We start from the raw sequence: 12783 nt of genomic DNA on the forward strand, positions 1-12783 counted from the left end.
GCTACGACCATTGTCGCCCGACCCACGATAGAGCTACAAGGGGAGGGGCCCCAATGTTCAACTCATATCGTCTTTCGAGGCGGGGCGCCGTGTGTTGATATGCCACTCGTTTTATGGGGAAAACGAGACGGTGCAATGTTCATTCACACACTGTGCAATAATGCTCGAACAGTGCAATAGCCTTACAATTCAGAAAGGGGCGCGTGACGTTGGAAGTCCAAGCCGCCCAGAAATGCGACCGCCGTTCGCTTCGCTCGCAGCGCATGCTGCGCGATGCGCTCGCTGCGGAAATCGCCGAGACGGGTGACCTGTCGCGCGTGACGGTCGCGGCGCTCACCGATCGCGCGGGCCTCACGCGCCGCACGTTCTACAGCCACTACAAGGACATCCCCGATTTCATCGAGCGCGTGGAGGAAGCGGTGCTCGATGAGGTGCGCGTGTACGTGGACGCCATCGCGGCAGCCACCCTGGAGGACCTGTACGAGCGCATCGACGTGGCGGAGCCCGCGTCGGGATCGGTGGAGCTGCTCGCCTATCTCAAAGACAACGGCGACCTTATCGGCGCGCTGCTGGGGCCGGGCGGCGACCCCGCCTTCATCGAGAAGGTCCTCGATCTGGCGCGCGCGGTCGTGTCGGGCCGCATGCAGACGGGCATTCTCCCGTCGGCCCTGGGGACGTTCTTCGACTACTACCTCAGCTCCGTGATCGCATCCGAGGTGGGTATCGTGCAGCGCTGGTTTCAAAACGGCCTCAAGGAGAGCCCGCGCACCATGGCGTGCATCATGACCGTGGTGGCGTTCGTGCGCCCGGGCGACCTCTACGGGAAGCCCATCGATATCAACGTTCCCGCCTACGGGCTGCGCCTCATGAATATGAAGGTCGCCGAACCCCCGGCTGCATCCGAAGACGTGGCCGCGAGGCACGAGGAAGGGCATTAACCATGGCAGAAGCTATCAATTCCACGCTGTCCGACGGCGCTATCTGGAACCCGCAAAACGCTGCGGGTCCGCTGCACCTGGGCATCGACGTGGGCTCTACAACCGTGAAGCTCGCGGTGCTCGACGACGAGAACAGGATCGTCTACGCCAAGTACCAGCGCCATCACACCGACGTGCGCGCCTGCGCGCGCGATCTGTTCGCGGGCGCCGCGGCCGTGCTGGGCGATGCCCAGATGACCTGCGCGATCACCGGCTCGGGCGGCCTGCTGCTGGCGCAGTGGCTCGGCCTCGAGTTCGTCCAGGAGGTCATCGCGTCCAAGCGCGCGGTGGAAACCCTCATTCCGCAGACGGACGTCGCCATCGAGTTGGGCGGCGAGGACGCCAAGATCATCTACTTCGACTCGGGTATCGAGCAGCGCATGAACGGTACGTGCGCGGGCGGCACCGGCGCGTTCATCGACCAGATGGCCACCCTGCTGCATACCGATGCGAGCGGCTTGAACGAGCTGGCCGCCAACGCAACCACCATCTATCCCATCGCGAGCCGTTGCGGCGTGTTCGCCAAGACCGACGTGCAGCCGCTGCTCAACGAGGGCGCCCGCCCGGAGGACGTGGCCGCGTCGATTTTCCAAGCCGTGGTCACGCAGACCATCTCGGGCTTGGCGTGCGGCCGTCCCATCCGTGGCTACGTGGCGTTTCTGGGCGGTCCGCTGCAGTACCTCTCCGAGCTGCGCCGTCGCTTCTACCTTACGCTCGAGCTGGACGAAGAGCACCGCATCGTCCCCGAGAACGCGCACCTGTTCGTGGCGTCGGGCGCCGCGATGGCGCACGAGTCCGATGCGCTTGCCACGTTCGACCAGCTCATCACCGCTATCGATGCGCTGGGTGACACGCAGGGCTCCGAGGTCGAGCGCCTTCCGGCGCTGTTTGCGGGCGAGGCGGATCTCGCCGAGTTCAAGGCCCGTCACGACGCCGAGGTGGTTCCGCGCGGCGACCTGTCCACCTATGCGGGCGGGCGCGTGTTCATCGGCCTCGATGCCGGTTCGACCACGATGAAGGCGGCCATGGTGGGCGAGGACGGCCAGCTGCTGCACACCTGGTACGGCAACAACAACGGCGACATCCTGGGCACCGCCAAGCTCATCATGGCCGATTTCTACCAGCATATGCCCGCCGGCGTGCGCATCGGGCACGTGACCACCACGGGCTACGGCGAGGCGCTGCTCATCGAGGCCCTGAAGGCCGACTCGGGCGAGATCGAGACCGTCGCGCACCTGCGCGGCGCCCGCGCCTTCCTGCCGGGCGTCGAGTTCATCCTCGACATCGGCGGTCAGGATATGAAGTGCCTGCGCGTGCGCGACGGCGTGATCGAGCACATCATGCTCAACGAGGCGTGTTCCTCGGGCTGCGGCAGCTTCATCGAGAGCTTCGCGGTCTCGATGAACATGGACGTGCGCGCGTTCGCGGCCGAGGCCGTGGAGGCCAAGGCGCCGGTCGACCTGGGCAGCCGCTGCACCGTGTTCATGAACTCCCGCGTCAAGCAAGCGCAGAAAGAGGGCGCCACGGTGGGCGACATCGCCGCCGGCCTGTCGTACTCCGTCATCAAGAACGCGCTGTTCAAGGTCATCAAGCTGCGCGATCCGCACGAGATCGGCACGCAGGTGATCGTGCAGGGCGGCACCTTCATGTCCGATGCCACGTTGCGCGCGTTCGAGCAGCTCACGGGCGTGCATGCCGTACGTCCCGATATCGCGGGCTGCATGGGCGCCTACGGAGCGGCGTTGCTGGCGCGCGACCGCGCCGGCGCGACCGGCATCTCGACGGTGCTCTCCGCCGACGAGATCGCCGCGCTCACCGTGACGCAGCGCCATGCGCGTTGCGGCCGCTGCTCCAACAACTGCCAGCTCACCATCAACGATTTCGGTGGGGGCAGGCGCTTCATCACCGGCAACCGCTGCGAGAAGGGCGCCGGCCACCGCACGCGCAAGAGCGAGGCGCCCAATCTGTTTGCCAAGAAGAACGACCTGCTGTTCAACCGCGAGTCGCTGCCGGCATCCGATGCGCCGCGCGGCACGGTGGGCATCCCGCGCGCGCTCAACATGTACGAGAACTATCCGTTCTGGCATACGTTCTTCACGCATCTGGGCTTCTCGGTGGTGCTGTCGGACAACTCCAGCAAGAAGACGTACGAGGCGGGCATCGAGTCCATGCCGAGCGAGAGCGTGTGCTATCCGGCCAAGCTCAGCCACGGCCACATCATGAACCTCATCGAGAAGGATCCCGATTTCATCTGGATGCCGTGCGTGCGCTGGGAGCGCAAGGAGGACCCCACGGCGGGCAACTGCTACAACTGCCCCATCGTGATGAGCTATCCTACGGCGCTGGGCTTGAACATCGACGAGATCGGCGAGAAGCACATCGAGTTCATGTACCCGTTCGTGCCGTACCACGACAAGATCGAGCTGAAGCGCCGTCTGTACGAGCTCATCGCGGTCGAGCGCGTGGCCGACGCCGAGGCGGGCCGCGGGCGCGTGCGCGGGTCCAAGATCACCCGCACCGAGATCGACGCCGCCGTCAACGCGGCGTACGAGGAGGACGCGCGCTTCCATAAGCAGATCCAGACCATGGGCGAGGAGGCCGTGAAGTGGATCGAGGACAACGGCGGGCACGGCATCGTGCTGGCCGGCCGTCCCTACCACAACGACCCCGAGATCAACCATGCGCTGCCCGAGCTCATCTCGAGCTTCGGCTTCGCGGTGCTCACCGAGGACTCGGTGGCGCATCTGGTGAAGCCCGAGCGCCCCATCCGCGTGGTCGACCAGTGGATGTTCCACAGCCGTCTGTATGCCGCCGCTCGCTTCGTTACCATGCGCAACGACCTGGACCTGGTGCAGATGAACTCGTTCGGCTGCGGCCTGGACGCGCTCACCACCGACCAGGTACAGGAGATCTTGGAGGCGTCCGGCAAGATCTATACCGTGCTGAAGATCGACGAGGTGTCCAACCTGGGCGCGGCCCGCATCCGCGTGCGCTCGCTCATGGCCGCGCTCAAGGACCAGGAGGCGGAGCGCGCGGCCGAGGCCGAGCGCGCCGGCGCCGCCTACGTGCAGGGCGAGGCCGCTCCCGTGGCGCCGTCCACCGATGCACCGGTGTTCGCCACGCACAAGTACCGCCTCGAGCCGCAGCGCGAGAGCGCCAGCGCGGCGTTCCCCAAGGTGAGCTTCACCGAGGAGATGCGCGAGGCGGGCTACACCATCCTGTGCCCGCAGATGGCGCCCATCCACTTCGACCTCATCAAAGAGGTCTTCCGAGCAGGCGGATACAACCTGGAGCTGTTGCCGTCCACCGACCGCGGAGCCATCGAGGCGGGCCTGCGCTACGTGAACAACGACATCTGCTACCCGTCCATCCTGGTCACGGGCCAGATCATGGAGGCGATCGAGAGCGGCCGTTACGACCTGTCGAAGACGGCGGTGGTCATCACGCAGACCGGCGGCGGCTGCCGTGCGACGAATTACATCGCGCTCATCCGCAAGGCGCTGCGCGATTCCGGGCACCCGGACATTCCCGTGATCTCGCTTTCGGCGGTTAAGCTCGACGAGAACAATCCGGGCTTCAAGCTCACGCCGGGCCTGCTCAAGGCATCCGTGTACAGCGTGCTGTTCGGCGACCTGATGATGCAGATGCTCTATCGCTGCCGTCCGTACGAGGCCGCGCCGGGTGCGGCCAACGCGCTGTTCGAGGAGTTTATGGAGCGGGCTCGCGCCATGGCGCCGTCGTTCAGCCGCCGCACGTTTACAAAGCTGTCGCGCGAGGCCATTCAGGCGTTCGACACCATGCCGCTGGTGGGCGAGGGTTCCAAGCCGCGCGTGGGCGTGGTAGGCGAGATCCTGGTGAAGTTTCATCCCACGGCGAACAACCATGTGGTCGACGTCATCGAGGCCGAGGGCTGCGAGGCCGTGGTCCCGGGCCTGCTCGATTTCTTCCTGTATGCCATGAGCAACGCGAACGTGCAGAAGAACGAGATCGGCAGCTCTGCGGCCGAGCGTGCGGCGATGTCCGGCGCGATCGGCATGATCGACTGGATGCGCGCGCCCGTGGACGAGATGCTGGAGCGCAGCGCGCGCTTCGAGCGACCCGAGCCGATCTCGGTGATGGCCGACAAGGCCACGCAGGTGCTGAGCCTGTGCAACAACATGGGCGAGGGATGGCTGCTCACGGCCGAGATGCTCGACCTGATCGAACACGGCGCGCCCAACATCATCTGCACGCAGCCGTTCGCGTGCCTGCCCAACCACGTGGTGGGCAAGGCCGTGATCAAGGAGCTGCGCCGCCAGCATCCCGAGAGCAACATCGTCGCGGTGGACTACGACCCCGGTGCGTCCGAGGTCAACCAGCTCAACCGTATCAAGCTCATGATCAGCGTGGCCAAGGAGAACCTGCGGGCGGGCAAGGGCTTCGTTATGGAGCCCATCGCCACCATCCGCCGCGATTCGGTGACGAGCCGCATGAAGCCGCATCATCTGACGAGCGATGCCGAGGTGGAGCGCGTGGCCCGTCGCCTGGGCCGCGGCTTGCATTGGAAGCGTGCGAGCAGGGTGGACCAGGGCGAGTAGCTCGATGGTTTTGCATGCCGCATCACCATAGGTGAGCAGGCCTCGGATCGGGGATGCCCCCTCGGTCCGAGGCCTTAACTTTGGGGGTTCGAGATGCCTTCGCGCCGCCGTCTATGGCGTGCCTCCAGTGCAATCTTGGCGACTTTACCCATTCATATCGCGATGTGCTTTGTATACCAGATTTGTAGCAAATCTCTGACCAGCGGATTCTCTCGCCGGGGGCAAATCTGTACTCGGGGGTTTTCAAATCTGATGTGCAAAGTCGGCAAAATTGCACTTCTAGGGGCCCCGCTGCGCGCTTGATCGCTCGATTTTTGTGCGCTCTCGGCCAAAAAAAGAGCCGCCTTCCATGTCTTGGGACAAGGGGATCGAAGCTCCAGCAATGGAGGCGGTTCAAATGTGATGCGGGCAGCCGATCGCGCAGCGGATTGCAGCCGATCGCGCGGCGGATTACAGCCGGCTACATGGCGGATTGCGGCTGAGCACGCGTCGCGTGCGGATTCGAAGTATTCGGCCCCGCGGGCGCGCGGAGGATTGAGCGAGGCTTGCCGCTGCTAGTACGATTTTGCCATCAGGTAGATGGAGATGCGCGGCCTCGTGTACTCGTCGAACTCCGCTTGGGGCTCCGTATCGAAGAGCGCCCAGGCGCGCAGCGTGCCGGTGTCGTCGAGGTCGACATCGAGGGCGGTGTAGTAGTCGCCGGTGAGGAAGGCCTGGCGGAACTCCTCGGGAAGCACGGGCTTCTGCACGAGTCCCGCATCCAGTAGCTCGATTCCCTCTGCCTCGATATCGACGCTCGCGAGCGCTTCATGGAAGCGCGCGCGAAGCACTCCTCGGCGAAGGCGAGGTTTTCTTCGGGCGTGCGGGCGATGTCGACATCGGCGTTGTATGCCACGCTGTCGACGGCGCCTAGCTCGTCTGTTTCGATTGCGACGCTTGCCACGGCGTCGTCGTTCTCGTCGGTGATGTTGCCGCTCACGCGGTATCCGCCGTCCCGGCGATGCTCGAGCGGCTCATCGGCGAGGGTGTAGCTGCATACCGGCTCGAGGGCGGTGCCAAATGCCTGGATGGTGCGCGCCGACGCCTCTTGGGAGGCCGAGGCCAGCGCGGCGGAGTCCATGAAGCGCGGGACGAAGGCGAGCGTCAGAAGCAGGAGCGGCAGGCCCATAACCAGCAGGCGCGTGCGGCCGAGCCCGGGGAGCTCCAGTCCGTGGACGTGCGCGACCGCGGCCGCCGCCTTGCTCATGCGGCGCATGGTGTCGAAGAAGCCGTAGGTTGCCATGGCGGCGCCGGCGACCTCGAGCCCCGTGCTCAGCGCGTCGAGATCGTCGTTGTCCAGGGTATCGACCAGGCGTCCTGCGGCAGCCATGCCGATGCCGCCCGCGAGGGCGGGGTTCGAGTCGATATCGGCGTTGGCGCCCATCGCCTCGCGCTCGAGTTTTTGCCAGCGCTCGCTGCCGAGGCCGCGCCGGGCAGCGATGCCGCAGGCGATGCAGGCGGCGCCCTCGATCACCATGAGTACGGCCATGGCGATTGCCTGCATGTCTCCAAAGCCGCTGGAGCCAAGCCCGATGTTGTCGATCATCACAAGGAGAATGGCGAGGCCGCCTGTGAGGAACAGCGCGACCAGGGCGTACCAAGCGGCCTTGGGAAGCAGGTAGTACTTCTTGATGAGTTTGGCATCGCGCGCATCGAGCATGAGGGTTCCTCCCGGTTCGAAGCCGAAGGTCGGTTCTAGTCGCTGGCAACGAGTATCCCGCATCTTGCGGTCGCGCGCCGCGGTGTATGCCGATGCAATCTGCGAACGGGTCGTTTGGGCGTTACGGGTGCTCGCTCCTGCGGACCGCGCGCAACGCCGCTTCGCTTGGGCTCGCCCAAAGGGGAAGGGCGGGCGCGATGGTTATAATGGGTGAGAAACGGCATGCGAGCGAACAGGGGACGAGATGCTGAAAGAGATGGAGCGCGAGCGGCTCACCGAGGACCTTCTGTCGCGCCTGCTTGAGGCGGACACCTCCGAGGCGTACCTTGCGCAGGCCGAGACGGTCAACTTCGCTCTGAAGGACTATTTGTCGGAGCTGCTCGCCGCGCGCGGGCTTAACAGATCCCAGCTTGCGCGAATGTCCTGCGTGTCGAGCCCGCAGCTCTATAGGTGTTTTGAAGGCAAGGGCAAGCCCGGTCGAGACGGTGCCCTGCGAATCGCCTTTGCGTTGGAGTGCAATCTTGCTCAAACGCAGCGCCTGCTGCGCCTGAGCGGCCTTTCTATCCTGTGGCCCAAAGACGCGCGTGATGCCATCATTATCTGGTGCATCGAGCACGGCTACACGCGCGAGGAGTGCGACGATGAGCTCTACCGTCTGGGTGAGCGGGGGATCCTCAAGGTCACGGGCGACCTGCGATGAGCGCGCGTGGCGCCCGCGTTCGCTTCGTACGGCCTGCCGCCGTGGGTTTCGGCGGGCCTTTCTGCTTCGTATCGGCACGGGACCTGGGCTTGTCTTCCCTTGCAAGGGGAAACATTTCGCCATGCCTTGGCCTACAATCGTCGCGCTTGCCCTGTCGTTGCGCGGCGCGCGCGAAGGGGGTGAGCGCGAATGGCTGAGTATAGGCGGAGGATTCCCGGTTTGAACAACGACCAGATCATGCACGCGATGGGTATCGACGACGCTTACCATGTCGAGCGCGTGCTCGCCCGGGGCCGCAACGGCGCCACGGAGCTGGTAACCATCGAGGGAGCCGGTCCGTTCGTGCGCAAGAAAATGCCCCTGGAGGATGCGAACCGTTCGGTTTGGGCGGCGCTTGCCGGCGGCGACTGCCCCCGTCTGCCGCAGGTGGTGGCAACGTACGAAATGCCCGATTGCTTCGTAGTCGTGTGCGATTACGTGCCGGGCGAAGCGCTCGAAGATCTCGTGGGGCGTGCGGGTGCGCTCGACGCCGGCGTGGCGGTTCCGCTCGCACGCGATGTGTGCGAGGCGCTTGCCGCGCTGCATGCTTGCGGCGTAGCGCATCTGGATATCGCACCTGGCAACGTGGTCGTTGCCGCCGACGGCGCGCACTTGGTCGACTTCGGCAACGCTCGTCCCATCGCGGTGGATACGGGGCTTGCGGACGGCGTCGTGCGCCCCCGGGGAACCTGGGGTTTCGCGGCACCCGAACAGTTCTTTTCGCGCGCTGGCGTGTGCTCCGACGTGTTTTCCGCCGGGCGGCTGCTGGGCTACATGCTCACGGCTATCGAGCCCGACGAAGATTGCATCAGCGAGTTCGAGGCCGCGCTGCGCGACGAGTCGCGCGTGCCCGTGTCTGCGCGTCGGCTGGTTGAGCGGGCGACCAATTTCGAGCCGAGCGCGCGATACCAGGGCGCGCGCGAGTTTGCGGCCGCTTTGGATGGCGCGCTGCGCGGGGAGGATGCCGACGCCAATGCGGCGGATGCTTCTACGTCGGCTGCCGGGCCTGTCGCGGCGCCCGCGAACGACCCGGATGCGCCGGAGGAACCTGCGCCGCACGCGCTTGCATCCGATGCGCAGCGTGCGCCCGGGCGCCGCATGCGCTCGATTGCCCACAGCATCTCGCTGCTAATGCTGGCGGGCGCGGTTGTCGCGGGCGGCCTCGTCATCGCGTACAAGGCCTTCACCAAGCCGACGCGCCCGCCTTTATCGGCGAGCGATGCGGAAGCAGGTCGGGTTGAAGATATCGGGCCCGCTTCGGGGGGTGGAGCAGCGCGCGAAGACGATGTACGGCGCGCTGCGGAGTCGCTTCGAATCATCGAGAGCGGCTGGCGGGCGAATGAGGCCGGCCTTGTTGATTTCGCGATCGTCATTAAGAATGCGAGCGGGGACCTTGCCGTTGACGACGCCGCGGTTTGCATCACGGGCCGCGACGAGGACGGCTTCGTGCTGTTCTCCACGACGCAGGCCGTGGGAGCCCTGTTTCCTCAGACCACGACTGCGTTTGCGAGCATGTGCGGCAACGGCACGAAGCCTGCGACCGTTGAGTTTTCGCTGGAGAAGCCGATGGACTTCCAGGTACGCAGGAACGCCGGCAAGCCTACGGCGTACAAGGTCCACGGCGCTTCCGTGGCGAGTGGCGCTTCGGGCCGTACCACGGTTTCGGGCGAGGTCGAGATGGTCGAGCAAGGCGATGAGGAGTTCACGACGGGAATCGTGTGGCTGTCTGCGGTGTTTCGCGATGTCGAGGGCGCTATCGTAACGGGCGCAAGCGGGTACGTGACGGCTCCAGATCCGGGTGAGCGCGCGCCGTTCTCGATCGACAGCTTCTACTGCCCCGAATACGCGACGGTCGACGTGGTCGCTCGGGCGCTGTAGGCGGGTCGCGGGCCCGACGCGCCGCCGCACCGCCACCGCATCCGGTGCCCTCGCCGTAGCGGGCCGTCGTCCGCGCGTCTTCCCCTCGCAGGGGAAGCTTCCCGCTCCAAAAGCATAGAGAATCAGGTACACCGTATCAGGGAATGCGGCGGCAACGCGCTGCGCGAAGCCGTCGCATCATGTCGAAGGAGTGTGCTGAGATGAAGAAGAGCGTTGCGGTCACGGCGGCGGTAGCCGCCTTGGCGGGCGTGCTGGGCCTTGCCGGCTGTGGCGGTACGACTGCGGGCGGAAGTGCCGAGCCGGCGCAGGAGCAGCCGGCAAAACCCGATGCCAAGGGTTTCGGCAAGCGTGTGGCCATCAAGCCGTCGCCCGATAAGTACACGTGGTACGTCAAGGATTATCGCGGCATGAACGCGGCGTCTATCGGCTACACGGCTCTCGATTGCTTCCGACGCGATCGGTACGGCGAGGGCATCGTGAAAATCGTCTATGTCGCGCCGGACGGCACGTTTATCGATCCCGAAGATGAGGAGCTGCTTAAGCAGTACGTTGTCGTGGGGCAAAATGTCGAGCCAAACACCGAGATCAAGCTCACCTTCGAGGTGGACGAGGACGGCGTCGAGTACGAGAACCTCACCTCGTATGTGAGCTTGGACGAGATCGTTTTGGCCGTGGACAAGACGGGCAGCAGGAAGTCGCATGATACCGCGATGACGCCGCTCGAGATATCGCCCGATAAGTACACGCACTACATCCGCGATTACGTGGGGCGCAATCTGGCGGAATGCGGCTACTCCACCATGGGCGGCTTCTTCGCCGACAGCTACGGTGACAGCTGGATCAGGTTGACGATCGTGACCGAAGACGGCGCCGCGGTCGATATCGAAGACAAGGCCGCGCTCGCGCAGTACGTCGTCGTCGATCAGGACGTCGCGCCTAACACGGTGATGAGTTACACGTATTCGAAGGACCTGGATGGCGTTGAGTATAGCAACCTGGTGTCCTCGAAGACGCTTGAGGGGCTCACGCTGTATGTGACCAAGCTCGAGGCGTAAGCACATCGGACGCGTGATCGAGACGAACGAGGGCGCGCTGGCGAGACGCATGGTCTTGCTGGCGCGCCCGCGCTTCATAGCCTTGCTGTTCAACCGTTGAACAGGCTTGATGGAATGGTTGAGAGGAGGCTCCATGGGGCAGCGTGTGCCGGCAGAGGGATGGAAGATCTCGCAGGTTGTGAGTCTTCTGAATATGGAACGCCGCGATATCACGCGGTCGTGCTACGCCGATCGTCGGCGCGGCGGCGCGGGGATTTTGCAGCCCGCCGATGGCTCATGGGGCCGACGCAGCTATAGCGTCGAGGATATCGGCTGGCTGTACCTGGTCAAGCTGCAGCACGAGGCCGGATTCAGCTTGCCCGAGATCGCGACCAGGATGGATACCTCGGTTGGGGTCGAGGGCCTGTGCGACCCGCTGAGGGCCGTCGAGGACCGCGCGGCCGAAGAGTTCGACGAGCTTCAGGCAAAGCGCGAACGGGCACGCGTGCTGCGCTACGCGCTCGAAGGGAGCGCCCGGCGCGCGCAGGAGTCGCTCGAGCAGTATCTGAACGACCGTCTGGGCGCCGAGACCGTCGATATGCTGAGGTTTCTCATTGCGCGCCTGATGGCCCCCGATGTCGATGGCGCTCCGCAGTTCCAATTTGGCGTGCAGGATTGCATGCGGTTGCGCCAGGTTCTGGACGAGCCCGGCATGGACCTCGCGATCGACCTGTGGGCGGGTCCGGGGTCATATGAGCGGCTGGTCGAGGCGGCGGTCGGTTGGACGGGCGCGTAGGCGATGCGGCTGGGCGTGGGGTACTCCCACGGGCAGCTTTATGGGGCAATCGCTTGGCGGTAGATGGGGAGGTCGGCTAGCCATCGCGTATCGGGAAAGAGAAAGGGAGAAATATCATGACGGTGAAAGAGAAGATGAAGAAGCTGATGGGCGGCAAGTCATTTTCTATCCGCAAGAGCGTGGTCTTTGCGCTCGTGGCGGGCCTGCTGCTGGGTGCGGGCGGCGTACTGTTTTTCCAGTGGTACAACCCCAAGGATGAGCCGCAGGTCGAGACCATTGATACCTCGATGATCATGAGTCGTGTTATCGATCGTAGCGATATGGTGACGGCTTCGCAGGACTACATGATCGTTGAGAAGGCGGGAGACAAGAACAAGCTCTTCGACTTGATTGAGATTCCGTTCACGCAAAACAGTTTCTGGTACCTCTATGCAGGCAGCATTGAGGCAAGTGTGGACCTGGGCAAGGCAACCTGGGAGCCCGAAAGCTCGGGCGTGCTCAAGGTGACACTGCCGGAGCCCGTGCTGCAGAACATCCCCAACATGGACGTCTCGGGCGTGCTCGAGGAGCACAACAACGTGCTGAACCCCATCCATGTGGAGGATGTCGATGCGTTCCAGCGCGACTGCATCGCCAAGAGCAACCAGCAGGCGGAAGAGGGCGGCCTAAGGGAAGAGGCAAAGAAGAGCACCCAAGCCAACCTCCAGGGAATCCTTGATGTCGCTTGTGGTGAGGATGCTCCCAAGATCGAGATCGCCTGGGTTGCGCCGAAGGATAGTGAGTAGCGTGAATAAGAATATCTTGATCGCCGTAGTGGTCATCGCAGTGCTCGCGATAGCGGCATTTGCGATCTACAACGCGACCGTGCTGTCCTGGGGGTAGGGTGTAGGGGCGGTATTGATTTCCGTTGACCGAAGGGCCCGCCATATGTCTGCAGATGCATCTTTTTTCGGTCTAATCTGTGCATGAGACATGGTGTCAGGTCATTTGTTTAGGAGGACGCGATGGATGTAGAAGAGCATGGTCAAGAGCAGGTTCAAGTGGAAACCCCCGTGGGGGCGGAAGATAGGACCGCGGTCGATA

8 protein-coding genes are annotated in these 12783 nt (G+C 64.3%); 7 read left to right on the forward strand and 1 reads right to left on the reverse strand.

All coding sequences use genetic code 11. The annotated features are described in order from the left end of the window. Positions 1 to 203: 203 nt before the first annotated feature. Both I2E26_RS00785 and I2E26_RS00790 read left to right on the forward strand, forming a co-directional pair. On the forward strand, positions 204 to 938 hold the full coding sequence (locus tag I2E26_RS00785) for a TetR/AcrR family transcriptional regulator (protein WP_370551411.1): 735 nt from the start codon (positions 204 to 206) through the stop codon (positions 936 to 938). Positions 939 to 940: 2 nt separating this feature from the next. Beyond that, entirely contained in the window at positions 941 to 5554 is a 4614-nt protein-coding gene (locus I2E26_RS00790; RefSeq protein WP_195419237.1) for a 2-hydroxyacyl-CoA dehydratase, read from the forward strand. A 571-nt stretch (positions 5555 to 6125) separates the two neighbouring features. Here I2E26_RS00790 and I2E26_RS00795 read toward each other — a convergent pair. Beyond that, positions 6126 to 7253 (reverse strand): hypothetical protein, encoded by a 1128-nt coding sequence (locus tag I2E26_RS00795; protein ID WP_229056304.1) that lies wholly within the window; start codon positions 7251 to 7253, stop codon positions 6126 to 6128. 244 nt (positions 7254 to 7497) lie between these two features. Here I2E26_RS00795 and I2E26_RS00800 point away from each other — a divergent pair, with 244 nt between their 5' ends. The 5 genes from I2E26_RS00800 to I2E26_RS00820 all read left to right on the forward strand — a co-directional run bounded on the left by I2E26_RS00800 (position 7498) and on the right by I2E26_RS00820 (position 12485). Continuing rightward, entirely contained in the window at positions 7498 to 7953 is a 456-nt protein-coding gene (locus I2E26_RS00800) for a helix-turn-helix transcriptional regulator (protein WP_222705698.1), read from the forward strand. A gap of 189 nt (positions 7954 to 8142) precedes the next feature. Next, positions 8143 to 9870 (forward strand): protein kinase, encoded by a 1728-nt coding sequence (locus I2E26_RS00805; protein WP_195419238.1) that lies wholly within the window; start codon positions 8143 to 8145, stop codon positions 9868 to 9870. Positions 9871 to 10070: 200 nt separating this feature from the next. Next, on the forward strand, positions 10071 to 10925 hold the full coding sequence (locus I2E26_RS00810) for a hypothetical protein (protein WP_195419239.1): 855 nt from the start codon (positions 10071 to 10073) through the stop codon (positions 10923 to 10925). Between the two features lie 133 nt (positions 10926 to 11058). Beyond that, a complete protein-coding gene (locus I2E26_RS00815; protein ID WP_195419240.1) occupies positions 11059 to 11700 on the forward strand; it encodes a MerR family transcriptional regulator in 642 nt (213 codons plus the stop codon). A gap of 116 nt (positions 11701 to 11816) precedes the next feature. Next, the gene (locus tag I2E26_RS00820) at positions 11817 to 12485 is read left to right on the forward strand and encodes a DUF4230 domain-containing protein (RefSeq protein WP_195419241.1); all 669 of its coding nucleotides are present in this window, start codon (positions 11817 to 11819) and stop codon (positions 12483 to 12485) included. The last annotated feature ends 298 nt before the right edge of the window (positions 12486 to 12783 follow it).

Origin of the sequence: Collinsella sp. D33t1_170424_A12, from assembly GCF_015554865.1 — a bacterium.
In the GTDB taxonomy this organism is placed as follows: domain Bacteria; phylum Actinomycetota; class Coriobacteriia; order Coriobacteriales; family Coriobacteriaceae; genus Collinsella.